The organism is Prescottella soli, assembly GCF_040024445.1.
In the GTDB taxonomy this organism is placed as follows: domain Bacteria; phylum Actinomycetota; class Actinomycetes; order Mycobacteriales; family Mycobacteriaceae; genus Prescottella; species Prescottella soli.
In genome coordinates, this window is the sequence record NZ_CP157276.1 from 4,014,007 (window position 1) to 4,037,851 (window position 23,845).

At 69.3% G+C, this 23,845-nt stretch carries 22 protein-coding genes; 7 read left to right on the forward strand and 15 right to left on the reverse strand.

The window, feature by feature from the left end:
* Positions 1–28: 28 nt before the first annotated feature.
* From mnhG to ABI214_RS18635, 6 genes are read right to left on the reverse strand one after another with little or no spacing between them, the layout of a single operon-like run.
* The gene (gene mnhG, locus ABI214_RS18610) at positions 29–370 is read right to left on the reverse strand and encodes a monovalent cation/H(+) antiporter subunit G (RefSeq protein WP_348603993.1); all 342 of its coding nucleotides are present in this window, start codon (positions 368–370) and stop codon (positions 29–31) included.
* A complete protein-coding gene (locus ABI214_RS18615; RefSeq protein WP_280758276.1) occupies positions 367–627 on the reverse strand; it encodes a monovalent cation/H+ antiporter complex subunit F in 261 nt (86 codons plus the stop codon). Before ABI214_RS18615 ends, mnhG begins: the two co-directional genes overlap by 4 nt.
* Positions 624–1,196, reverse strand: coding sequence for a Na+/H+ antiporter subunit E (locus ABI214_RS18620; protein ID WP_348603994.1), 573 nt, complete (start codon positions 1,194–1,196; stop codon positions 624–626). Before ABI214_RS18620 ends, ABI214_RS18615 begins: the two co-directional genes overlap by 4 nt.
* Entirely contained in the window at positions 1,193–2,794 is a 1,602-nt protein-coding gene (locus tag ABI214_RS18625; protein WP_348603995.1) for a Na+/H+ antiporter subunit D, read from the reverse strand. The genes ABI214_RS18620 and ABI214_RS18625 overlap by 4 nt, the downstream gene beginning before the upstream one ends.
* On the reverse strand, positions 2,791–3,348 hold the full coding sequence (locus ABI214_RS18630; RefSeq protein ID WP_348603996.1) for a Na(+)/H(+) antiporter subunit C: 558 nt from the start codon (positions 3,346–3,348) through the stop codon (positions 2,791–2,793). Before ABI214_RS18630 ends, ABI214_RS18625 begins: the two co-directional genes overlap by 4 nt.
* Positions 3,348–6,182 (reverse strand): Na+/H+ antiporter subunit A, encoded by a 2,835-nt coding sequence (locus tag ABI214_RS18635; protein ID WP_348603997.1) that lies wholly within the window; start codon positions 6,180–6,182, stop codon positions 3,348–3,350. Before ABI214_RS18635 ends, ABI214_RS18630 begins: the two co-directional genes overlap by 1 nt.
* 198 nt (positions 6,183–6,380) lie before the next feature.
* Here ABI214_RS18635 and ABI214_RS18640 point away from each other — a divergent pair, with 198 nt between their 5' ends.
* Entirely contained in the window at positions 6,381–6,803 is a 423-nt protein-coding gene (locus ABI214_RS18640; RefSeq protein ID WP_348603998.1) for an NUDIX hydrolase, read from the forward strand.
* Between the two features lie 46 nt (positions 6,804–6,849).
* Here the strand turns inward: ABI214_RS18640 and ABI214_RS18645 are convergent, their stop codons facing one another.
* The 3 genes from ABI214_RS18645 to ABI214_RS18655 all read right to left on the reverse strand — a co-directional run bounded on the left by ABI214_RS18645 (position 6,850) and on the right by ABI214_RS18655 (position 11,757).
* Positions 6,850–8,172, reverse strand: a complete 1,323-nt coding sequence (locus tag ABI214_RS18645; protein WP_348603999.1) for a hypothetical protein — start codon at positions 8,170–8,172, stop codon at positions 6,850–6,852.
* A 76-nt stretch (positions 8,173–8,248) separates the two neighbouring features.
* Positions 8,249–9,565: a hypothetical protein gene (locus ABI214_RS18650; protein WP_348604000.1), complete on the reverse strand. Its 1,317-nt coding sequence runs from the start codon at positions 9,563–9,565 to the stop codon at positions 8,249–8,251.
* A 17-nt stretch (positions 9,566–9,582) separates the two neighbouring features.
* Positions 9,583–11,757 (reverse strand): AAA family ATPase, encoded by a 2,175-nt coding sequence (locus ABI214_RS18655; RefSeq protein WP_348604001.1) that lies wholly within the window; start codon positions 11,755–11,757, stop codon positions 9,583–9,585.
* Between the two features lie 227 nt (positions 11,758–11,984).
* Here ABI214_RS18655 and ABI214_RS18660 point away from each other — a divergent pair, with 227 nt between their 5' ends.
* On the forward strand, positions 11,985–12,872 hold the full coding sequence (locus ABI214_RS18660) for an endonuclease domain-containing protein (protein ID WP_348604002.1): 888 nt from the start codon (positions 11,985–11,987) through the stop codon (positions 12,870–12,872).
* Positions 12,873–13,030: 158 nt separating this feature from the next.
* Here the strand turns inward: ABI214_RS18660 and ABI214_RS18665 are convergent, their stop codons facing one another.
* The 3 genes from ABI214_RS18665 to ABI214_RS18675 all read right to left on the reverse strand — a co-directional run bounded on the left by ABI214_RS18665 (position 13,031) and on the right by ABI214_RS18675 (position 15,144).
* Positions 13,031–13,822 (reverse strand): CDP-alcohol phosphatidyltransferase family protein, encoded by a 792-nt coding sequence (locus tag ABI214_RS18665; protein WP_348604003.1) that lies wholly within the window; start codon positions 13,820–13,822, stop codon positions 13,031–13,033.
* 47 nt (positions 13,823–13,869) lie between these two features.
* Complete coding sequence (locus tag ABI214_RS18670) at positions 13,870–14,583, reverse strand: phosphatidylserine decarboxylase (protein WP_348604004.1); 714 nt, start codon at positions 14,581–14,583, stop codon at positions 13,870–13,872.
* 93 nt (positions 14,584–14,676) lie between these two features.
* Positions 14,677–15,144, reverse strand: coding sequence for an SRPBCC family protein (locus ABI214_RS18675; protein ID WP_348604005.1), 468 nt, complete (start codon positions 15,142–15,144; stop codon positions 14,677–14,679).
* A gap of 205 nt (positions 15,145–15,349) precedes the next feature.
* Between ABI214_RS18675 and ABI214_RS18680 the strand changes: the two genes are divergently transcribed.
* The 3 genes from ABI214_RS18680 to groL all read left to right on the forward strand — a co-directional run bounded on the left by ABI214_RS18680 (position 15,350) and on the right by groL (position 18,646).
* The gene (locus ABI214_RS18680) at positions 15,350–16,129 is read left to right on the forward strand and encodes an HAD-IIA family hydrolase (protein WP_348604006.1); all 780 of its coding nucleotides are present in this window, start codon (positions 15,350–15,352) and stop codon (positions 16,127–16,129) included.
* A 110-nt stretch (positions 16,130–16,239) separates the two neighbouring features.
* Positions 16,240–16,761, forward strand: a complete 522-nt coding sequence (locus tag ABI214_RS18685; RefSeq protein ID WP_348604007.1) for a DUF6764 family protein — start codon at positions 16,240–16,242, stop codon at positions 16,759–16,761.
* Between the two features lie 259 nt (positions 16,762–17,020).
* Complete coding sequence (groL, locus tag ABI214_RS18690; protein WP_280758290.1) at positions 17,021–18,646, forward strand: chaperonin GroEL; 1,626 nt, start codon at positions 17,021–17,023, stop codon at positions 18,644–18,646.
* An 85-nt stretch (positions 18,647–18,731) separates the two neighbouring features.
* On the opposite strand, the gene ABI214_RS18695 is transcribed toward groL, so the two are convergent.
* Positions 18,732–18,932 carry a PspC domain-containing protein gene (locus ABI214_RS18695; protein ID WP_348604008.1) on the reverse strand — a complete coding sequence of 67 codons (201 nt, stop codon included), beginning with the start codon at positions 18,930–18,932 and terminating at the stop codon, positions 18,732–18,734.
* 189 nt (positions 18,933–19,121) lie between these two features.
* Between ABI214_RS18695 and ABI214_RS18700 the strand changes: the two genes are divergently transcribed.
* Together ABI214_RS18700 and ABI214_RS18705 are read left to right on the forward strand one after the other, a co-directional pair.
* Positions 19,122–19,955: an alpha/beta hydrolase family protein gene (locus ABI214_RS18700; RefSeq protein WP_348611757.1), complete on the forward strand. Its 834-nt coding sequence runs from the start codon at positions 19,122–19,124 to the stop codon at positions 19,953–19,955.
* A 126-nt stretch (positions 19,956–20,081) separates the two neighbouring features.
* Positions 20,082–20,207 carry a hypothetical protein gene (locus ABI214_RS18705; RefSeq protein ID WP_348604009.1) on the forward strand — a complete coding sequence of 42 codons (126 nt, stop codon included), beginning with the start codon at positions 20,082–20,084 and terminating at the stop codon, positions 20,205–20,207.
* Positions 20,208–20,290: 83 nt separating this feature from the next.
* Here ABI214_RS18705 and ABI214_RS18710 read toward each other — a convergent pair whose 3' ends face one another.
* Entirely contained in the window at positions 20,291–21,334 is a 1,044-nt protein-coding gene (locus ABI214_RS18710; RefSeq protein ID WP_348604010.1) for an alpha/beta hydrolase, read from the reverse strand.
* A 65-nt stretch (positions 21,335–21,399) separates the two neighbouring features.
* Positions 21,400–23,445 (reverse strand): prolyl oligopeptidase family serine peptidase, encoded by a 2,046-nt coding sequence (locus ABI214_RS18715; protein ID WP_348604011.1) that lies wholly within the window; start codon positions 23,443–23,445, stop codon positions 21,400–21,402.
* Positions 23,446–23,845 lie beyond the last annotated feature (400 nt).

Here is a 23,845-nt window from a genome sequence, read left to right on the forward strand (position 1 = left end):
GTGCGCAAAACGCGGGGGTGGGGAGACGCTAGCGGAACGTGCCGGGGGTGTCGTCGTGCTGGTCCATGAGCAGTCCGTCGCGCCCGCGCTGCTCGCGGTAGGCGACGCGACCCACGCTGTGCGCGATGACGGGCGCGGTGAGCAGCGTGAACAGGCCGATGAGCACGAGCATCCAGATGTCGACGTTGCCGTGCAGCCGGATCACCGCGCCGACCAGCACCAGCACCAGGCCGACGACCTGTGGCTTGGTGGCGGCGTGCATGCGGGAGAGGGTGTCGGGGAATCGGACGATGCCGATCGCGGCGGTGAGCGCGAGCAGCGATCCGGTCAGGATGCAGATCGCGGCCAGGACCTCGAGGAAGGTGTTCACGAGTCGTCACTCACCCGGAATCGGGCCACACTCACCGAGCCGACGAAGCCGACCAGGGCGAGCGCGACGATGGCGGGCACGATCGTGGTGTCGCCGCTGTAGGCGGCCCAGATCGACAGCCCACAGATAGCAGTCGCGATGAGGGTGTCCATCGCCACCAGGCGGTCGAGGCTGCCGGGCCCCGCCAACAGTCGGTAGGTGGTGAGCAGCGCCGCCACCACCAGCATTGCTCCGGCGATGATCATCACGGCCGTCATGCTCGATCCTCCCTGCCCTCTTCGTGGTACTCGTAGTCGCGCAGATGCCACGGCGCCGGCTGCCATTCCGAATCGCGCTCGAACGACGCGATGAACAGCCGCTCGAGCTGCCGCACCGAACGGTAGAACTGGTCCACGGACTTGGTCGTCCCGACGTCGAGGACGTGCACGTACACCGCGCGTCGGGCCTGGTCGACCTCGAGCACCATGGTGCCGGGGATCAGGTTGAGCACGTCGATGCACAGGGTGAGCACCAGGTCCGACTTGATGCCGAGCTTGCAGCGCAGCACCCCGGTGACCGGCGGCGGTCCGGGACGGATCGCGAGCCATGCGACCTGCACACTCGACTGCGCGGCGTAGAAGATGATCATCCAGGCGAGCTTGACCATCGACAGCAGGTGTACCCGGCCCTCGACCGGCACCCGCGGCAGCGGCAGCAGCCACATGATGAGCACGCCCACGATGAGGCCGCCGACCAGGTTCGCGATGCTGAAGGTGCCCCACAGCAGGATCCACACCAGCGCCAGCCACGCGAGGACGCCGACGCGGAGTACGCGTTCGCGGGTCATCGGCCACCTCCCTCGCCCAGGACGGCAGTGATGTAGACGTCCCGATTCTGCAGGTCCTGCGCGGCGCGGTCACTGATCCCGATCATCGGGCCCGCGAAGACCGTCAGCGCCAGGCCGACGGCGGCGAGGCCGATCGTCGGCAACAGCATGAACATCGGCATCTTTCCGACGTCCTCGCGGTCGACGAACGCGATGTCCTCCTCGGACTCGTCGATCAGCGCCGACGGGCTGACGTCCGCGAGCTCACCCTCCGGGGCGTCGGCGCGGGCCCGCCAGAACGCCTTGGTCCAGACGCGCGCCACGACGTACAGCGTCAGCAGACTGGTGACGGTGCCGCCGGCGACGAGGATCCACGACAGCGCGCTCGGGTGCGCGACACCGGCCTGCAGCAGCGCGATCTTGCCGATGAAGCCCGAGAACGGCGGGATGCCGCCGAGGTTGAGCGCCGGAACGAGGAACACGATCGCGAGCAGGGGGCTGGCCGCCGCGAGACCGCCGAGGCGGCGCAGCGACGACGACCCGGCCTGCCGCTCGATCAGGCCCACCACCAGGAACAGCGTCGTCTGCACGATGATGTGGTGCGCCACGTAGTACACCGCACCGGACAGACCGGCCTGCGTCGACAGCGCGACACCGAAGATCATGTAGCCGATGTGGCTGACCAGCGTGAACGACAGCAGACGCTTGATGTCGCTCTGCGCGATCGCACCGAAGATGCCGACGATCATCGTCAGCAGGCCGCACACCATGAGGACGTTGTCGAGCTCGCCCTGCGGGAACAACAGTGTGTGCGCGCGGATGATCGCGTACACGCCGACCTTGGTGAGCAGGCCCGCGAACACCGCGGTGACCGGGGCCGGGGCGGTGGGGTAGGAGTCGGGCAGCCACGTCGACAGCGGGAACACCGCCGCCTTGATGCCGAACGCGACCAGCAGCACACCGAAGATCGCCATGCGGGTGCCGACGGGGACGTCGTCGAACCGCTGGGCCATCTGCGCGAGGTTGAGCGTGCCGGTGGCGGCGTACGCGAACGCGATCCCGCACAGGAAGATCAGCGACGACACCATCGACACCATGACGTACGAGACGCCGGCGCGGACGCGGTCGGCGCTCGCGCCCAGCGTCAGCAGCACGAAGCTCGCCGCGAGCAGCACCTCGAACCCGACGTACAGGTTGAACAGGTCGCCGGCGAGGAACGCGTTGCACACGCCGGCCGTCAGCGCCAGGTACGTGGGCAGGAAGATCGACACCGGCTGGTGTTCCTGCCCGTCACGGATGCCCTGGCCGACGGCGTAGACCATGACGGCGAGCAGCACGATCGACGACACCAGCAGCATCAGCGCCGACAACCGGTCGACGACGAGCGTGATACCGATCGGGGTGTCCCAGCCGCCCACCTGGATCGCGGTGGTGCCGAACCGGTCCGCGAGGTACAGCAGCATCGCGGACACACCAGTGACGCCGACCAGCGCGGTGATGGTGATCCAGCGCTGCGCGGTGGGCCGGCGGCCGACGATCAGCGTGACCGCCGCGGCGATCATCGGGATCAGGACCGGCAGCGGGGCGAGGGTGCCGATGAGGTCGGCCGAGAGCGTCATCGTCGGCCTCCCGGCATCTCGGACTCGATCTCCCCGTGTCCCTCGTGCAGGTCCTCGTACGACTGGTAGTCCTCGGGGTCCTCGAGGAGGTCGACGGGAATCGGGTTGCCCGCGGAGTCGAAGGCGTCGCCGCTCTTGGACGGCGCGCCGGTGACCGGGTCGTCGGACCGGTCGCGGTCCGGGGCCTCTGCGGGGCTGCGGCGCTTGGAGACCTTGGTGTCCTCGGTGTCGTCCTCGACGCGGTCCGCGGTGGTGATCTTGTAGGAGCGGTAGGCGAGGGCCAGCACGAACGCGGCGATTCCCATCGTGATGACGATCGCGGTGAGGATCATCGCCTGCGCGAGCGGATCGGCCATCTCCTCGTGCACCGATTCGCGGCCCACGATCGGCGGGTTGCCGGACCGTCCGCCGATGGTGAGGATCAGCAGGTTGACGGCGTTGCCGACGAGCAGCAGGCCCAGCAGCATCCGGGTGATGCTGCGTTCGATCAGCAGGTAGACACCCGCCGCGGTGAGCACGCCGATGAGGATCAGCGACGCGAGATCGGCACTCATCAGGCGTTCACCTCCTCCTGCGCGTCGAGTCGGGCCCCGAGACTGCGGAGCACGTCGAGCACGAGGCCCACCACGATCAGGTACACCCCCAGGTCGAAGAACAGTGCGGTGACGACTTTGATGTGTCCGAGCAGCGGCAGCGTCAGCTCGAACACCGCCGACGACAGCGGCGGGGCGCCGAGGAACAGCGACGTCAGCGCGGTGCCGGCGGCGAGCGCGAGGCCCAGGCCGAGGATCTTCCCGGCGTCGATGGGCACAGTCTCGCCGAGCTCGTAGCGGCCGCCGGCGAGATACCGCAGCACCAGCGCCAGGCCCGCCGTCAGACCGCCCGCGAAGCCGCCGCCGGGCGCGTTGTGGCCGGAGAAGAAGAAGTACACCGACAGCACCATGATCGTCGGGAAGATCAGGCGGGTGGTCACCTCGAGCACCAGCGACCGGTGCCGCGGGTCGATCAGGTCGCCGCCGCGCAGCCACGTCGTCTCGGTGCTCGCCGACGCCGCGTCGAGCGCGAGGGTCGGGGCGTCGGCGACGCGCGGGGCGGTGCCGAACCGGCGATGCCGGAAGACGAGGCTGGCGACACCGGTGGCCGCGACCAGCAGCACCGAGATCTCGCCGAGGGTGTCCCACGCGCGGATGTCGACGAGCAGGACGTTGACCACGTTGCGCCCGTTGCCGAGGGCGTATGCGGCCTCCGGCAACTGGTGGTAGATCGGCGTCGAGCTGCGTGCGTTCATCGCGTAGGCGGCGAGCGTGGTGACCGCGGCGCCGACGCCGACGGCCAGGATCGCGCGCGGCAGCTTGAAGCCTATGGCCTGCCGCTCGTCGACTTCGGCGGGCAGCTTCCGCAGCACCAGCACGAAGATCACCAGTGTCAGCGTCTCGACCAGGAACTGGGTGAGTGCCAGGTCGGGTGCGCCGTGCAGCGCGAAGATGACGCCGCAGCCGTAGCCGCTGAGTCCGACGAGGATCACCGAGGTCAGGCGGTTGCGCATCACCGTGGCCGCCAGCGCGGCCGCGATCATCATCAGTCCGACGGTGAACTGCAGCGGCGACTCCCACAGCCGGATCTCGGCCCACACGTCGGTGCGCAGCGCCAGCAGGATCACCGGCAGTAGCACCAGCGTCGCGAGGATCGTCGACTGTGTCAGCGGCAGCGATCCACGCTGCGTGACGCCTGTCAGGCGGATCGACAGCGTGTCCATCGCGCGGAGCGTGGCGTCGTAGGCGCGGTCGGCGTTGCCGAGCGGCGGCGTCTGGAACCGCAGGCGCTGGACGGCCCAGCGGTGCGCGACGAACAGCAGCGCGCCGCAGCCGACGATCGCGCCGGTCAGCAGCAGCGGAGTGTTCACCCCGTGCCACAGCGCCAGGTGGTAGTCGGGGTGCGGGCCGGCGGGCAGCGTCGTCGAGTACGGCGTGAGTAGCTTCTCGAGCTGCGGCGACAGTGGGCCGGCGACCAGGCCCGCGACCGCGAGCAGGGCAGGCGGGGCCAGGAACAGCATGCTGGGGGCGTGCATGTTCGCGACGGCCGGGCTCGGTTGGCGCTGGCGCTTGCGGCCGAACGCGCCCCACACGAACCGGATGCTGTACGCGACAGTGAGGATCGAGCCGAGCGCGATCGCGACGACGATCGTCGTCCGCGCCCACGGCTCGAGCACGTCCGCGTCGAGGATCGATTCGAGTGCAGCCTCCTTGCCGACGAACCCGAGGAACGGTGGCAGTCCGGCCATCGACGCGGCCGCGAGCGCCGCGATCGTGGCCAACCAGGGCGCGCTCGGACCGAGGCGCGCGAGCTTGCGGATGTCGCGGGTTCCGGTGGTGTGGTCGATGATGCCGACCACCATGAACAGCGCGGCCTTGAACATCGCGTGCGCGACGACCATCGTCATGCCGGCCAGGGCGGCGTCGCGGGAGCCGACACCGACGAGCACCATCAGGAACCCGAGCTGGCTGACCGTGCCGAACGCGAGCACCAGCTTGAGGTCGAACGAGCGCAGTGCCCGCCAGCCCGCGAGCAGCATCGACGCCAGACCCAGCGAGATGATCGTGACCCGCCACGGCGGGGAGTCGGCGTAACCGGGGGCCATCCGGGCGACGAGGTAGATGCCGGCTTTGACCATTGCGGCCGCGTGCAGGTAGCCGCTGACCGGGGTGGGGGCGGCCATTGCGCCCGGCAGCCAGAAGTGCAGCGGCACGATCGCCGACTTCGACAGCGCGCCGATCAGCACCAGCACGATCGCGACGCTCGCGAGCCACCCGCTCGGCGGGTTCGCGACGACGTCCGAGAGGTTGTAGCTGCCCACCAGCTGGCCGAGCATGATGATGCCGACCAGCATCGCCAGGCCGCCCGCGGTGGTCACCAGCAGCGCCTGCGTCGCCGCGCGGCGGCTGGTCGCGCGTTCGGCGTAGTGGCCCACGAGCAGGAACGACAGGACCGTCGTCAGTTCCCAGAACGTGTAGAGGATGAGCATGTTGTCGCTGGTCACAAGGCCGAACATGGCGCCCGCGAACGCGACCATCTCGGCGGCGAACATGCCGAGGCGGGGTTCGTCGTCGGTGAAGTACCGCGCACAGTAGACGAGGATCAGCGTCCCGACGCCCAGGACGAGCACGGACATGATCGCGGCCAGCGAGTCGAACCGCATGTCGATGTTCATCGACAGCCCGGGCACCCACTGGATCTGCAGTTTCTGTTCGGTGCCCCAGTTCGCGATCACCCAGCCGAGGCTCGCGAGCGGAACGAGTGCGAGCGGGAAGAACGCATTGCGCCCTATTGATCGCACGACGAGCGGAGCCAGAACGGCAGCTATCGCGTGTGCGATCAATATGACAAGCAAATGGCACTCCGTCGGGTTGTGGGGCGGCGGGGTGACGAATCGGCGCGAGCCGAGAGTCGGGCAGGCCGTTCGCTTAACTAGCAAACCGGACTACGGGGTACATCTTACTGAGTGGCTCGAACTGGTCCGCAATCGGTGCAAACCGGACATTTGTGGCTAGGTCTGCGGCGGTATCGGGGCGGGAGTACGTTTCGACGGGTGTCCGACGAGAACCCCATCGTGATCAGAACCGCCGCGCTCGCCCACATTCGGGACCGCCGCATGCTGCAGGCCCGGTCCGCGGGCAAGACCGCGTTCTACATGGCGGGCGGCAAGATCGATCCGGGCGAAACGCCTGAACAGGCCCTCCATCGGGAGATCCGCGAGGAACTCGACACCGACATCGCCCCCGAGAGTCTCCGCGAACTCGGCGTCTTCGAGGCGCCCGCCTTCGGGCACCGCCCGGGGACCCGACTGCACATGACGTGCTACCTCGCCGACCTCGTCGACGAGCCCCAGGCCACCAGCGAGGTCGCCGAGATCCGCTACTTCACCGAGGCCGAGTACGCCGCCATGCCCGAGACCGCGCCCGGGTCGCGGCTCGTCTTCGCAAGGTTGCGAGAGTTGGGCCTCGTGGACTGACGCGCGCAGACTCGTCACCCGCGCGCACCATCGTGCGCGCGGGGCGTCAATGCGCGGGCGGGACGGACGGCTGGGCTCGCAGCCCACGGATCGCGAGCGCGCAGAAGACCACGACCAGGAGCAGTGCGACGCCGGCGCCGCGGTCGAAGTGGACGGGGCTGTCGAACGAGACGTCGACTGTCCCACTCGCCAGAGGGACGTCCGGCAGCGGCTCGTAGCTCCCGCTGTAGATCACGAACGAGGTCGTGGCGGCGACCAGGGTGGTGAACACCAGCGACAGCAGCGGCACGACGAGTCCCAGTGCAGCGACCGCTCCGCTGTCGGGGAGGGTGGAGCAGAGGGCGAGTCCGATGCCGACACCGAGCACTGCGAGTTGGACGAGCTGGAGTGCGCGGCTGTCTCCGGTCGTCGGATCGATCGCGATCCACAGGGGGATGACGGTCAGCGCGGCGACTCCCGTTACGGGTGACGGTCGTCGCCAGGCCACGGCTGCCCCCGCCACGACGGCGGCGACGCCGACGGTGACCGGAATCCACGGCTGGAGTCGCAGGTGCTCCTGGGCGAGCAGGGTCCCCACGGGAGCCGCGGATGCCGCTACCGCCGTCGCGGCGAGCAGGAACGGAGCGTCGAGGCGCCGCGCCCAGAACTCGGTGAGGGCGACGACCACCACGAGGCACAGCCCGACGACGATCCACAGCCGGAACCGTGACCCGCTCTGGCCGGCGATCCAGGCACCGAGCAGTCGGTGCCCGACGGCCAGCGTCAGCACCGCCGCGATCACCTCGCGCATCGTCCCGGCGTCGGCACGCGCGGGTGCTTCGGTGTCGACCACGGCGCACACGGCCGCGAGGACGATCGCGGGAACCAGCACCCACCAGAACGGCTCGCCGAGCATCGACGTGCTCGGTGTCCAGCCGGAGTCCGCGGTGTGGGCGACGACGAACGTCGCGGCGACTGCGATCGTGAGGGCGAGGCGGGGGACGGCCCGCGACCACGCCGCGGCCACGACGGCACCCAGCAGGACGCCGCCGGCCACGCACTTGGCGTAGTACAGCACCGTCAGCTGATCGAGATCGCTCACGCCCGACACCGCGAGGCGCGCCGCGATCAGGACGGCCGTGGCCACGACCGCCGTGATCCACGCGGGTCGAGCCGAACCGCCGCGCTGGAGCGCCCCGTATGCGAGTACCGCGACGACGCAGCCGACGGCGACACCGGTCGGCAGGGTGGCGTTCCAGTCGTCCAACTGGCGCTCGGATGCACTGAACAGCGGTCCCCATTGGGGGCGGCTGATGAGGACGAACGTCCCCAGCACTCCCGCGAACGCGGTGGCGACGGCCGACAGGGACAGGCGGGCGTTCGGTGTCATCGGCCCGACGTTACCTGCAGCTCAGCGGCTTTCGGCGCACGCCTTCAGGTGTGCCACCAGGTTCGGGGCGGGGGTGTCAGTCCGCGCGCGGGACGGGACGGGTGCGCAGTCGGCGGATGGCGAGGGCACAGTAGAGCACGACGAGCAGGAGCGCGATGCCCGCGAGGCGGCTGCCGGGCGCGTGGGTCGCGGCGGTGGCCCCGAACTGACCGCCCGGGGTGCTCGAGGGAGGCTCGTGCGCGCCGCTGTAGATGGCGATTGCTCCGTCGGACTGCGCGACGTAGGTGAACACCAGCGACAGCAGGGGGACCGCGAGACCGAGCGACGCGAGCGCACCGTCGTCGGGCAGGGTCGAGCCGAGAGCGAGCCCGATGCCGAGCCCGAGCACCACAAGTCGTGCCAGGAGCCAGGAGCGGCCGTCGCCGAGGTCCGGATCCAGCGCGGTCAGGAGCGGGATCGCAGCGAGCAGCGCCAGCCCGAGCGGGAGGGACGGACGCCGGACCGCGACGGCCAGCCCGCCGACCACCGCCGCGACGCCGACCACCACCATCAGCCACGGCTCGAGCGTGAACTGCCGGGCAACCTGCGGCGTGACGACCGCGGTAGCCGCGGCCACCGCGGTCGCCGCGAGGAGGAACGGGCTGTCGAGGCGCCGGGCCCAGAATTCGGTGAGGGCCATCACCAGCACGAGGCAGACACCGATGAAGCTCCACACCTGCAGCTCGGAGTCGGCGGTCTGCCCGTCGATCCACGCGCCCAGCATGCGGTGGGCGATGGCGAGGGTGACCGCGGCCGCGATCACCTGGACCAGGATCCGGTCCGGCGTGGCGGTCGTGACGTCGGCAGTATCGATCACCGCGCACACCGCGGCGAGGACGAGCGACGGGATCAACAACCACCAGAACGGCGGGCCCAACGTCGACACGCTCGCTTCCCCGGTGGCGTGCGCGGTGTGTGCGACGACGAATGTGGAGGCGACCGCGGCGACCAGGGCGAAACGCGAGAGGGGACGTACCCACACTGCGGCGACGGCCGCACCGAGCAGCAGCCCGCCGGCCACGCACTTGGCGTAGTGCAGGGTTGTCACCTCGGCCAGCCCGTGCACGCCGGGGACCGCGATCCGGGCCGCGATCAGCACACACGACGCGACGACAGCGGCCATCCACGCCGGCCGCGCCGATCGCGGGCGCCGCAACGCGACGTAGGTGGGCACCGCGAGGGCAGTGCCGATCACGGATCCGGTGGGCAGCGCGTCCAGCCACCACTCGAGCTGGCGGCCGGTCACGTTGATCGTCCCGCGCCACTCCGGCGGGTTGGCGAGCACGAACGTGGCCAGGGTGCCCGCGAACCATGCGGCTACGGCGGGTACCCACTCACGGACGGTCGGGGCCACGTTCCGACGCTAGCCCCTCACCGGTTCTCGGCGTACGCCTTCAGGTGTGCCACCTGGTCGGGGTCCAGCGACGGCCGCACTTTCTCTCGGGCCGCGGCGACATCTTCCGCAGTCACATCGGCGGCGTCGACGCTGCGCCGCATCGCCGCGAGTGCTGCCTCCCGGAGCACGGCCGAGCAGTCGGCTGCGGAGTAACCCTCGAGGTCCTGCGCCAGGGCATCGAGGTCGACGTCGTCCGCGAGTGGCACCGACCTGCCCGACGTGCGCAGGATCTCCTTGCGGGCGTCCGCGTCCGGCGGCGGCACGAACACCAGGCGTTCGAGGCGTCCGGGGCGCAGCAGCGCGGGATCGATCAGGTCGGGCCGGTTGGTGGCGCCGAGCACTACGACGTCGCGCAGGGGTTCGACGCCGTCGAGTTCGGTGAGCAGCGCGGCCACGACCCGGTCGGAAACGCCGGAGTCGGAGCTCTGCCCGCGGCGCGGGGCCAAGGCGTCCACCTCGTCGAGGAAGATGAGCGACGGCGCCGAGTCGCGGGCGCGCTGGAACAGCTCGCGCACCGCCTTCTCGGACGCACCCACCCACTTGTCCATCAGCTCGGCGCCCTTGACGGCGTGCACGCTGAGCTGTCCCGAACTGGCCAGGGCACGAACGAGGTACGTCTTGCCGCAGCCCGGCGGCCCGTACAGCAGGACACCGCGCGGCGGATCGACGCCCAGGCGCGCGAACGAATCCGGGTGCTGCAGCGGCCACAGCACCGCCTCGGTGAGGGCCTGCTTGGTCTCGACCATGTCGCCGACGTCGTCGAGGGTGACGCTGCCGATCGCGAGTTCCTCGGTGCCCGAACGGGACAGCGGGCGGATCACGTGGAGGGCGCCGAGCAGGTCCTCCTGGGTGAGCCGCGGCTCCGACTTGGCGCTGCTCGCCCGCGACGCGGCCCGCAGCGCGGCCTCGCGGCACAGCGCCGCCAGGTCGGCTACGACGAATCCGGGTGTCCGAGATGCGATCTCTGTGAGCTCGAGGTCCGCGGTGGGAACCTTGCGGAGCAGCAGTTCCAGCAGCTGGCGGCGACCCGCGCCGTCGGGCAGCGACAGCGACAGTTCGCGGTCGCACAGGTCCTGGCCGCGCAGGCGGTCGTCGAGCCCCTCGGGATGGGCGGTGGTCGCGACGAACGCCACCGACTCGGTCTCCACGGCGCGTCGCAACTGGTCGAGGATCAGCGTCGAGACCGGTTCGCGGACGGCGGGCAGCAGCGCGTCGACGTCGGTGACGAGCAGGACCCCGCCGGAGCGGACGGCGTCCACCGCGGCGGTCACCCGCTCGAGCCGCGACTGCGCCTCGGACGCGCCGACTCCCGGGCCGTCCAGTTCGACGACCCGTCGTTTCGCGAGAACGGACCGGGCCAGCATCGACTTGCCGACACCGGCGGGTCCGGTGACGAGCACGCCCAGATGCGGTGAGGCCCCGAGCTTCTGCAGCAGTTCGGGTTCGTCGAGCGCGAGCGTGAGCCACTCGGACAGCTTCGCGGCCTGCGCGTGCGCGCCGACCAGATCCTCGACGGGGACGACGTCCGACGCGCGGGGCTCGGTGATCGTGGGGGCCACCGCCGTCTGGGCGGGGCTCGCATGCGCCACACCGGATCCCCAGCTCACCGCGGAATTGGGTTGCACGCTGACCGGACCGTCCGACGGATCGACACCGGTCACGGTCAGCAGTTCGGAGGTCCAGGTGACGCCGAACGTGCGCGACAGCGCCTGCGTCGCCGACGTCGTACTGGTGCCCGGTCCCAGGTCCCGGGGCAGCAGGGACACGGCGTCACCCACGGTGAGGACCTTGCCGAGCAGTGCCTGCCGCAGTGTCGTGTCCGAGATCGACTGCTGCGCCATCGCCGAACCGCTCACCGTGACCGCGCGGGCGCCGTACACCGTGGCCGGTGCGACCACCACCGTCGCGTTCTCGCGCAGACCGGAGTTGGACAGGGTGACGTCGTCGAGCAGGGCGGTGCCGGTGGGGGTTCCGGCCGGCGCGATACCCGCGACCGCGGCGGTGCGGCGGGCACCGATCAGCGCGATCGCGTCCCACTCCCGCAACCCCAGCGCCGCCAGCGCCTCGGGGTGCAGGCGCACCACTCCGCGGCGGGCATCCGCGGCGGACGTGTTGAGCCGGACCGTGAGCGTCAGTTCGGGTGATGTCACGTCCGCCAGCCTAGTGATCGGCACCCCCACCTACGTTTCGCGCACTTGACGCGCGTGCACCTCCCTCCACTCCGCGTTTTGCGCACTTGTCGCGGAGATTCGGGCCGCGCCGTCCCGGCAAGTGCGCAAAACGCGGTGGCGAGGGGCTGTGAAGAACCTCTGCGACTGTGGATAACTCGGTGGTCGGACGGCCGATCGATCGCCACGGTAGGGCACCGTGACCGGTCATGAGAAGGAAGAGACCGGAGCTACCCGACGTGTTCGTCGGGCGCGACGCGGTGCGCGACGGCGCTCTCACCGCTGCGGACCTGCGGGGGCCGCGGGTGCGCCGACTGTTCCGCGGCGTCTACTGCCCGACCGGTGTGCGAGTCAGCCACGAATTGCGTTGTCGAGCCGCCGCCCTCACCGGGGAGGGTGCGCTGGTGCTCACCGGCCGGTCAGCGGCAGCCGTGCGCGGTGTCGACCTGGCATCGGCGTCGGACCCGGTGGACGTGATCGCGCTACCGAACTGCCGGGTCAACCGGCGCCCCGGGTTGAACGTTCGGCGTGTGGCGATCGACGCCGGCGACTACCACCCGTGGGAGCAGATCGCGATCGCTAGCCCCGAACGAATGACGTTCGATGTGCTCTCGACGGGGCCGCTGCTTCGCGCGGTCGCCGACGTCGACCGAATCCTGCGAGCGAAGCTCACGACCCAGGGCCGCATGGCGTCGTATCTCGAGGGACGCCACGACCACGGGATCGTGCGGGCACGGGAGGCGCTCGCGCTCGTCGATCCGCGCGCCGAGTCGCCGCCGGAATCCGAACTCCGGGTGCGATTGCATCTCGCGGGTCTGCGTCCGGAGCCGCAACTGTGCATCTACGCGGACGGCAAGTTCGTTGCCCGGGTCGATTTCGGGTTCGAGGCGGAACGGCTGGCCGTCGAGTACGACGGTCAGTGGCACGGGCAGCGGTCGGCGCTGGCGAGGGACCGGGTCCGTCAGAACGCGCTCCGGAAGGCCGGCTGGCAGATCCATTTCGTCACCAAGGACATGATGGCGAATCCGGACGCGGTGATCGACGAGATCCACGGCGCCGTGCTGCGCGCACGGAGCACACGACCCCGCCACCTCTGATCCGTCGCGACAAGTGCGCAGAACGTGGGATCCCGCGCCCCGTCCAGCGCTAAGTGCGCAAAACGCGGGAACCAGCGCCCCGTCCCCGCGCTAAGTGCGCAAAACGCGGGAACGGGGCCCGGGAATCCGCGACAAGTGCGCGAAACGGGGGAGCGGAGTCAGCGCGGCCGGCGCAGGCCCAGCCGTGCCGCGGAGGTGCGTCGGTGGCCGTTGGGGGAGCGGCGGATGGCGCGCCGTTCGGACGGTTTGATGTCCCAGGTTTCGGGGCGCGCCGCGACCCAGCGCTTCGACCGGATCGCGAAGGGGATGTGTGCGAGGTACGCGAACACCAGGACGATCAGCAGCACGTACGGGTAGGTGACGAGCGCGGCGGCCGCGAGCGCGACGAGCGCGAGCAGTCCGGCGGCCAAGCGCGGCGGCACCGACACGGTCTTCATCGCCAGCGTGGGGACGCGGCTGACGATGAGTGTCGCCGAGAACAGGGTCCACGCGGTGACCACGCCCAGCGACGACCACCAGCCGTCGCCCCACTGGACGTAGGCGGCGATCGGGGTGAGCGCGATCAGGGCCCCGGCCGGTGCGGGCACGCCGACGAAGAAGTCCTTCGCGTACGCGGGGACGGTGTCGTCGTCGAGCAGCGTGTTGAACCGCGCCAGCCGCAGCACGATGCTCACCGCGTACAGCAGCGCGATGATCCAGCCGAAGCTGTTGCCGTCGAGCAGCGTCACGTACAGCACGAGTGCGGGCGCGACACCGAACGAGATGGCGTCGGCGAGCGAGTCGAGTTCGGCGCCCATCTTGCTGGTGGCGTCGAGCATGCGGGCGAGGCGGCCGTCGAGGGCATCGAGGACGGCGGCCGCGCCGATCATCGCGAGGGCGGTGCCGAGCTCGCCGTCGAGCGCGAACTTGACGGCGGACAGGCCGCCGCACAGCGCGAGGATCGTGATCATGCTCGGCAGTAATCGGACTGCGTGCTGCCGGCTGGGGCGGGGCGGCCTCACGGTAGCTGTGCGAGGACGGTCTCGGCACCGATGGTGCGTTGGCCGCGCTCGACGAGCAGCGAGGTGCCGGCCGGGAAGTACGTGTCGACCCGGGAACCGAAGCGGATGAGGCCGTAGGTGTCGCCGATGGTGAGCTTGTCGCCCTCCTTGGCGTCGCACACGATGCGGCGCGCGAGCAGGCCTGCGATCTGCACGACGGCCACCTCGCGGCCGTCGTTGGTCTCGATGAGCATGCTGTTGCGTTCGTTGACCTCGCTGGCGTCGGCGAGGTCGGCCGACAGGAACTGTCCCGGCTGGTGGACGACCTTCCTGACCAGCCCGGCGACCGGGACGCGCTGGACGTGGACGTCGAGCACCGACAGGAAGATGCTCACGCGCGGCAGCGGCTGGTCGCCCATGCCGAGTTCGGCGGGCGGGACGGCGGTGTCGACGAGCGCGACCTCACCGTCGGCGGGCGCGACGACGACACCGGGGCGGTTCGGCGGAACCCGGTGCGGGTGACGGAAGAACGTCGCGCAGGCGGCGGCGGAGGCGAGCCCGGCCCGGCGCACCCACTTGCGGTTGCGTCCCAGCGCCGCGACCGCGAGCGGGGTCAGCACGAACGGCAGACCCGCGGGGTGTAGCGGCGGGACGGCAGCCTTGACGAGGCCGATGACGTGGCCGACGCCGGTGGGCTGGGGGGTACCAGGGGGTGTCGGTCGGCGTGCCACGAGCTCCTCTTACCGGTCGGATTGGGCGGCGATGTTCGCCGCTCGAGCTATCACAGGTTACGTGACTGACGAGAACCGTCGGGTCGCCATGTGCTAGCGGCGGCCGACGACGAGTGCCTCGGCCTCGTTCTTGATGCGCGCGAGGGTGGCGTTCATGCCGGCGATCATCTCGGTCTCGAAGGCGTCGGCGCCGCCGAGGACGGTCTTGATCAGGAACTGCGACAGCTGACTGGTTCCGGTGGGGGCTTCGCGGCGTTCGACGACGCGGGTGCCGGTCTCGGTCGGCTCGAGCGTGTACGACCAGATGGAGCGGTTCTCGTTGATGCGGAACGCGATCGCCTTGTTCGGTTCGAATCGGATGACCTTCGACGTGGTGGGCCACACCAGCAGGCCCTTGCGGTTGAGGTTGAAGGTCTTGGTGCCCTCCCGGACCTCACCGGAGACGCGCATCTTGCGGCACTGCGGGCTCCACTCGCCCATCCGCTTCAGGTCGGACACGATCGTCCACACGTCCTGCGGGGTGGCTGCGATCTCGATGCTGGCTTCGAGGGTGTTGGTCACGGTCGGCTCTCCGGTTCGAATTAGGTGGTACAGGAGGTCACGCGTACCGGGTCATCGTAGGCCCGCCCTCCCGATCCGTGTGCGGCAGGTCACGATTCGGGACCCGGACGGCGCACTCCCGGGAATCGTCGACTTCGCCGGGTACCCCGGTGCTTCCGCTCGGATAGCCCGACAGCGGCACGTGGCGGCGGATACCCTCGAACCCATGACCCGGGTCGAGGGTGTGCTGTACGACATCGACGGGGTGCTGGTCACGTCGTGGCGGCCGGTCCCCGGGGCCGTGGAGGCGCTCGACGAGATGCGCCGCCGCGGGGGCGTGCGGGGGTTCCTGACCAACACGACATCCCGGACGTGCGACGCGATCGCGTCGGTGCTGAGGGCCGCGGGATTCGACATCCGGCCCGAGGAGATCGTCACCGCGGTGCGGCTCACCACCGAGTACCTGCGTTCGACGTATCCGGGCGCTCGGGTGATGCTGCTCAATCACGGCGACGTCCGCGCCGACATGGAGGGCATCCAGTTCGACGCCGTCGACCCCGAGGTGATCGTGATCGGGGGCGCGGGTCCGGAGTTCACGCACGACGCGCTCAGCCGGGTCCTGGACCTGATGGTGGCGGGGGTGCCGGCGGTCGCGATGCACCGGGCGTTGATGTGGTCGGAGTCCGACGGGTTGCGGCTGGACACGGGTGCGTATCTTCCGGGTCTCGAGGATGCGTCGGGTTCGCGAATCGTGTCGGTGGGCAAGCCGTCGCTCGCGGGGTTCCTCACGGCGGCCGAGTTGATGGGTGTCGATCCGGCGGCGACGGTGATGGTCGGCGACGACTTCCGCGGCGACGTGCTGCCGGCGCAGCGGGTGGGCATGACGGGGGTGCTGGTGCGGACGGGGAAGTTCCGTCAGCCCATCCTCGATCTCGCGGTGGACCGGCCCGATCACGTGCTCGATTCGGTGGCCGATCTGCCCGGGTTGTTGGCCGATCGAGGGTGACGCGCCGAGCTACTTCGGATACCTATCGAAATGCCTCGTTCCGAAGCCGTGAACGGGTAACCTCGCGGGCGCTCTCCCTACTTCTCCCTTTTGTCCGTGAAGGAGTCCGAATGTCGACTATTTCCCGTATGCGTGCTATCTCGAGCCTCGGTCGACGGATGACACGGACTGCGATGGTTGCGGCGGCGGGAATTGGTGTGGCAGCTGGGGTTTCGCTGTTCGGTGCGGGCGCCGCGTCGGCCGCACCGGTGATGTGCGTGTCGCCGACTGCGCCCAACGACATCCAGATCTCGGAGTACGCGAGCTGTGGTGCGCAGGCCTTCGAGCAGGGTGTGTCGCGGTCCGCCGCAACCGACAGTGGCACGGCCGTGTCGGTCGCGGAGGGCTTCGGCTCGTCCAACAGCCTCGCGACCGGTTTCGGCACGGCACTGAGCGCGTCGCGCGGCAACGGTCAGTCGCTCGCGCTGGCGATCGGTGGCGGCATCGCGCACTCGTGGGCCGACGACGGCTACGCGACGTTCGCGATCGCGGGCTGGGGTTCGGGTGCGACGGCCGAGAAGGGCGGCGTCGACTGCATGGGTCCGCTGTCGTTCGCGTGGAATCTGAAGACCGGCCAGACCTGCCTCGGCTAGGGAACGGAACAGGGTCGCGCGGTGGGGGTGTTCGCCATGGGCGGAGACCCCCGCGCGACGTTGCACTCACCCCCGTCGAGTGCTAAAAAGGCACTTGGCACTCGCGATACGTGAGTGCCAGGTCGGGACGGTGAGACCGGGTACCTAGACACCCCTGGTCGTCCGTCGCGGGCACCGAGCCTGGCCGGAAGCGTAAATGGGGCGATCCGACGAGCGATCGCCTCCGTGTGTCACCCCCAATCCGGAGGATCACTTCGCAATGGCCAAGATCATCGCGTTCGACGAAGAGGCACGTCGCGGCCTCGAGCGTGGCCTGAACAGCCTCGCCGACGCCGTCAAGGTGACGCTGGGACCCAAGGGTCGCAACGTCGTGCTGGAGAAGAAGTGGGGCGCCCCCACGATCACCAACGACGGTGTTTCCATCGCCAAGGAGATCGAGCTCGAGGACCCCTACGAGAAGATCGGCGCCGAGCTGGTCAAGGAGGTCGCCAAGAAGACCGACGACGTCGCTGGCGACGGCACCACCACCGCCACCGTCCTCGCTCAGGCGCTCGTCCGTGAGGGCCTGCGCAACGTCGCTGCCGGCGCCAACCCGCTGGGTCTGAAGCGCGGCATCGAGAAGGCCGTCGAGGCCGTCACCGCCAAGCTGCTCGACACCGCCAAGGAGGTCGAGACCAAGGAGCAGATCGCTGCCACCGCCGGTATCTCGGCTGGCGACTCCACCATCGGTGAGCTCATCGCCGAGGCCATGGACAAGGTCGGCAAGGAAGGCGTCATCACCGTCGAGGAGTCCAACTCCTTCGGCCTGCAGCTCGAGCTCACCGAGGGTATGCGCTTCGACAAGGGCTACATCTCGCTGTACTTCGCGACCGACGCCGAGCGTCAGGAAGCGGTCCTCGAGGATCCGTACATCCTGCTGGTCAGCTCCAAGATCTCGACGGTCAAGGACCTGCTGCCGCTGCTGGAGAAGGTCATCCAGGCCGGCAAGCCGCTGCTGATCATCGCCGAGGACGTCGAGGGCGAGGCCCTCTCGACCCTGGTCGTCAACAAGATCCGTGGCACCTTCAAGTCCGTCGCCGTCAAGGCTCCGGGCTTCGGTGACCGCCGCAAGGCGCAGCTCGCCGACATCGCCATCCTCACCGGTGGCGAGGTCGTCAGCGAAGAGGTCGGCCTGTCCCTGGAGACCGCCGGCATCGAGCTGCTGGGTCGCGCCCGCAAGGTCGTCGTCACCAAGGACGAGACCACCATCGTCGAGGGTGCCGGCGACGCCGACGCCATCGCCGGTCGCGTCAACCAGATCCGCGCCGAGATCGAGGCGTCGGATTCGGACTACGACCGTGAGAAGCTGCAGGAGCGCCTGGCCAAGCTGGCCGGTGGCGTCGCCGTCATCAAGGCCGGCGCTGCGACCGAGGTCGAGCTCAAGGAGCGCAAGCACCGCATCGAGGACGCCGTCCGCAACGCGAAGGCTGCCGTCGAGGAGGGCATCGTCGCCGGTGGTGGCGTGGCTCTGCTGCAGTCCGCTCCGGTCCTGGACGACCTGAAGCTGGAGGGCGACGAGGCCACCGGTGCCAACATCGTCAAGGTTGCCCTCGAGGCTCCGCTCAAGCAGATCGCGTTCAACGCCGGCCTCGAGCCCGGCGTCGTCGCGGAGAAGGTCCGCAACCTGCCCGCCGGCAGCGGCCTGAACGCCGCCACCGGTGAGTACGAGGACCTGCTGGTCGCGGGCATCAACGACCCGGTCAAGGTCACCCGCTCGGCGCTGCAGAACGCTGCGTCCATCGCGGCTCTGTTCCTGACCACCGAGGCTGTCGTCGCCGACAAGCCGGAGAAGGCCGCTGCTCCGATGGGCGACCCGACCGGTGGCATGGGCGGCATGGACTTCTGATCTGACGATCGGAAAGCCTGAGCTCAGCTAAGACGAAGAAGCCCGGGACACCTTCACGGTGTCCCGGGCTTCTCGCATGTGTGGGTCACTCGCTGGGCATGAGCATCCAGGCCGCGAGGTAGATCAGCGGGACGGTGCCGAACGAGACGAACGCGCCGATGACGGCCGCGACGCGGACGAGGTTGACGTCGACGCCGAAGTACTCGGCGACGCCGCCGCACACTCCGGAGAGCATGCGCTGGTTGCGGGAACGGACGAACGGTCGGGGCGAGTCGCTGTAGGTCATGACATCGATTCTGGTTTCCGGCCGCGCCCGACACCATCGGGATTCCCCCGGATTCCGACCCTGATCTTTGCCCTCGGGGTGCCCCTCTGGCGCCCGCACCCCGGCGATGACCGGCGCGAATGCGGCACCGCAGTCGGAGCGCCGATTTCCGAGTTTCGCGCACTGTGTGGGCATAGGCTCGATGGCGTGGTGGAGACCGTGCCGATCCAGATGCCCGACGGGACTACGACGCCGGTGCGGCTGTTCCCCGGACCGGAGGGCGCGCCGGTGGTGGTGATCGTCCCGGGGCTCGGGATTCCCGGCGCGTTCTACGACCGGTTCGCGAATTCGATTGTGGGGCATGGCTTCTGTGCGGCCACCTGCGAGCTGCGCGGGCAGGGGGACAGCCGTCCCCGGCCCAGTGGTGCGAGCACGTTCGGCTATCAGGAGTTGGTGTCGGTCGATCTGCCGGCGATGTTCGAGGTGGTGCGCGAGCGGTTCGACGCGAGCACCCCGTTCCTGTTGGGGCACAGCATGGGCGGACAGCTGGGGGTGATGTACGCGGCACGGATCCGGGGTCGGCTCGGTGGACTCGTCCTCGTGGCGTCCGGTTCGCCGTACTACCGAGGTTTTCCGGGACCGCGGTCGTCGGGCGTGCTGTTGGGTTCGACCGCGATGTCGATCACGGCGAGCGTCGCCGGGTTCTGGCCCGGAGATCGTCTGGACGTGGGCGGATTCGGCCGGCAGTCGAGGGTGTTGATCTCCGACTGGTCACGGTTCGCACGTAGCGGGCGCATCGAGCCGACTGGAGCCGATATCGACTACGAGGAACGCATCGGGCGGCTGAAGCTGCCGGTGCTGTCGATCTCGATCGAGGGCGACGACCTTGCGCCCCGCAGTGCGTCGGGTAACCTTCTGGGCAAGTTGTCCGGTTCGGAGGTGACGACGTGGCACCAACCGGAGGCGTTGGGGCACAACGGCTGGATCCGGACACCCGACAGCACGGTCGACCGGATCGCCGACTGGATTCACGACCACGCCTGACATTCACCCTTGTTTTCATCCCGAGATGATCGTCAATCCGGTGCAGGGCCGTGTCCGCACCGTTATATTGACCGCAGGCGCTTTCGCTTCGGGGCGCTACACCACACCGAATACAGGGAGCTTTCCATGGGTTCTTCCCAGATCCTCACCGTCCTCAGTGCTCTTTCGTCCCTCGTCAACGCGCTCAACGTCCTGGGCACCGCCAGCTCGGGCGCGACCGGCGGTTCGGGCTCGCTGAGCACGCTCAGCTGAGACTCGCCTCGGAGCGTCACAAAGGGCGGTGACGGTGCAATTGCACCGTCACCGCCCTTTGTCATGTTCGGCGCTGTCCCGGCTCAGACGCCGAGGGACGCGGCGAGCGTCGGCCACGACTTGGGCAGCTCCGCACGCCAGTACGCCCACGTGTGGACGCCCACCGGGTTGTAGACGAAGGTCGCCGGAATGCCGAGCGACCGCAAGCGGTCGTCGAGTTGGTGGGTACAGAAATTGGTGACGGCCTCGATCGGCCCACCCTGGGTGACGAGCGGAACGAGGTCGGGGTTGTTCAGATTCTCGTTGGGGCCGGGCAGTCCGGTGGCCGTCGAGATGTACATCGCGGTGCCGCGTAGCTTTTCGGCGCCGAGGAGCACGTCGTGCTCGGCCCACTGCGGATCGGTGGACGGGCCCCACATGTTCTCGATGTTGCCGCCGTAGCTCGACACCACCACGTTCATCTGGGCCTGGCCCAGCTCCCCGGTCGTCTCGTAACAGCCGCTGTAGGCGGCCACGCCGCGGTACAGGCCGGGCGAGCGCATCACGAGCATCATCGCCGACTGCGCGCCCATCGACAGGCCGGCGATGGACTGGATGCCGTTGCCGTCGAAGCGCTGTTCGATCAGCGGGGGAAGTTCCTTGGTCAGGAACGTCTCCCACTTGTAGTTGCCGAGCGTCGGGTCGGGCCGGTCCCAGTCGGTGAAGTAACTGGCACGGCCGCCGGTGGTCATGACGACGTTGACCGGCTTGTCCTCGAAGAACTCGACGGCGCCGCCCTGGGTGGTCCAGTTGCTCATGCCCGGCGCCGCCGAGCGGCCGTCGAGCATGTACAGCGTGGGGCGGGGCACGGAGGTGTCGCGGGGCAGCAGCACCTGCACCTCCTGCTCCGCCCCCATCGCCGGGGAGTACACGAACACGCGCACCCACCGGTCGGTGATGTTCTCCACGCGGGTGATGTAGGCGCCGTCGGGCGAGGCAGGAGCCGTCTGCGCCGCAGCCGAGTTCGCGATGCCTCCCGCCGCCGCGATCGGTGCGGCACTCAGCAGCGCGCCCACCGTGGTGGCGGTGACGAGGGCGCTCACTCCCAGACGGCGCAGCGACGGGCGTGTGGTCGCGTGGGATGTCATGTGGCAGCTCACTTTCGGTCGTTCGCTTCCGGCGCATGGTAGCCCAGGGACGGGGCCGGTGGGTGTCATCGAGCCAGCTGATCCCACAGGAACGTGTAGGTGAGAGCCGACTTGAACGCGGCCTGCGCGTTGTCGGCCGCACCGCCGTGGCCCCCCTCGATGTTCTCGTAGTAGTGGACGGTGTGGCCCTCCTGCTCCAGGCGAGCCGTCATCTTGCGGGCGTGCCCGGGATGGACGCGATCGTCCCGGGTGGAGGTGGCGATGAGGATCGGCGGGTATGCCGCCTCGGCGTCGGTGTTCTGGTACGGCGAGTACTCGGAGATGAACGCCCAGTCGTCGGGGTTGTCCGGGTCGCCGTACTCGGCCATCCACGACGCCCCGGCGAGCAGCAGGTGGTAGCGCTTCATGTCGAGCAGCGGCACCTGGCAGACGATGGCGCCGAACAGGTCCGGGTACTTGGTGAGCATGATGCCCATCAGCAGGCCGCCGTTGCTGCCGCCCTGCGCGCCGAGCTGTGCCGGGGTGGTGATGCCGCGGGCGACGAGGTCCCGGGCGACGGCGGCGAAGTCCTCGTGGACCTTGTGCCGGCCCTCGCGCACGGCCTGGGTGTGCCACTGCGGCCCGTACTCGCCGCCGCCGCGGATGTTCGCCACCACGTAGGTGCCGCCGCGCTGCAGCCACGCCGTGCCGTTGATGCCGCTGTAGCCGGGGGTGAGCGAGTTCTCGAATCCGCCGTAGCCGTACAGCAGCGTCGGTCCGGCCGGGACGCCCTCGCGTCGCACCACGAAGTACGGGACGCGGGTGCCGTCGACGGACTCGGCGAAGTGTTGCGCGACGGCGAGGCCGGTCGTGTCGAAGAACGCGGGCGCCGACTTCAGCCCCTCGAGCGGACCGCCGACCGTCCCGGAGAACAGGGTGGCGGGGGTGAGGTAGCCGCTGGAGTTGAGGAAGAAGTCGTCGCTCTCACGCGGATCGGTGTCGATGATCTCGGTGGACGTCAGCTCGGGCAGTCCCTCGAGCGGGCGTGTCTCCCAACCGTTCTCTCCCGGGGTGGCGACGTACACGTGGGACTGGACGTCGGAGAGCGTCACCATCAGCAGGTGGTTCCGCGTCCACGAGTACTGCTCGAGTGACGTGTGCTCGTCGGGCAGGAACAGTGTGATGAGCTCGCGTGAACCGGCGAGGTAGTCGTCGTACCTGGCGGCCAGCAGCGCGCCGGCCGGGTAGGTGGTGTCGCCGACGGTCCACGGCGAGCGCGGGCGGACCAGCAGCCACTCCTTGTACACGGAGATCCGCGCGTCCTCGGGGGTGTCGATGCGGACGAGGCTGTCGTCGCCCAGCAGCTGGAAGCGCTGCGAGGTGTAGAAGTCGACGGCGCGTTCGACGAAGCTGCGCTCGAAGCCCGGGGTGTTGTCGTGCCAGGCGGAGATCGCGACATCGGTCTGCTCGCCCTCGAACACGGTGACCGCCTCGGTCAGCGGGGTGCCGCGACGCCACCGCTTCGCCAGGCGCGGGTAGCCGGAGTCGGTGAGGGTGTCGTCGCCGAAATCCGTTCCGATGTAGATGCTTTCGGAGTCGATCCACCCGATGTCGGTCTTGGCCTCCTCGACGCGGAAGCTGGTGGCGCCGTCGTCGAAGCTGAGGGTGGTGAGGTCGAACTCGCGGACGACCACGGCGTCCGCGCCGCCCCGGGAGAGGCTGATGAGTGCGAGGTCCTGCTCGGGGCGCAGTACCTGCGCGCCCGACCACACCCAGTTCTCGCCCTCCCGCTCGGCGAGCTCGTCGACGTCGACGAGGATCTCCCATTCCGTTGTGTCGCTACGGTATTCGTCCATCGTGGTGCGGCGCCACAGGCCGCGGACGTGCTGGGCGTCGCGCCAAAAGTTGTAGAGGTACTTCCCGCGTCGCCGCGAGTAGGGGATGCGTGCGTCGGTATCGAGGATCGCGCGCACGTTCGCCTCGAGTTGTTCGAAGTCGCCGGTTCCGGCGAACTCCGCGACCGTCTTGTCGTTGTGCTCGCGGACCCAGGTGAGCGCCTCGTCGCCGGTGACGTCCTCGAGCCACAGGTTCGGGTCGTCGGCCGGCGTGGGGGAGGGGGAGGTGTGCGTCATGGGTTTCATTGTGGTCGGTCGTGGCGGAGGACGTCGGTGCCCGTATTTGGTTGGTTCTCGGTATCGGGTCCCCGTGACTGCTCGAGGGTGAGGGCCAGGGTGAATTTCCGAAGACCCTGGACAGTCGACCAGTTTTGGTTACGAAACCGCAGACAAGCGGATGTGACCTAGATTATGTTTCCAATCACGGTCGAATTAACCCGACCGGCTTCCCGGCCAGGAGGCAGCGGGGTGGCACACCACGGTCACACCGCAACCTATGCCAAGCGGACGGGATGAACAGGGAGCGGATGCATCCGGGGTAGCGGGGTCCCCCGGTCGGCGAAACTCCCGGAACCTGCTGCGGGAGAGATCACGCAGTAATCACGAGCAATACACACCACCACGAAAGTAGGAGAAA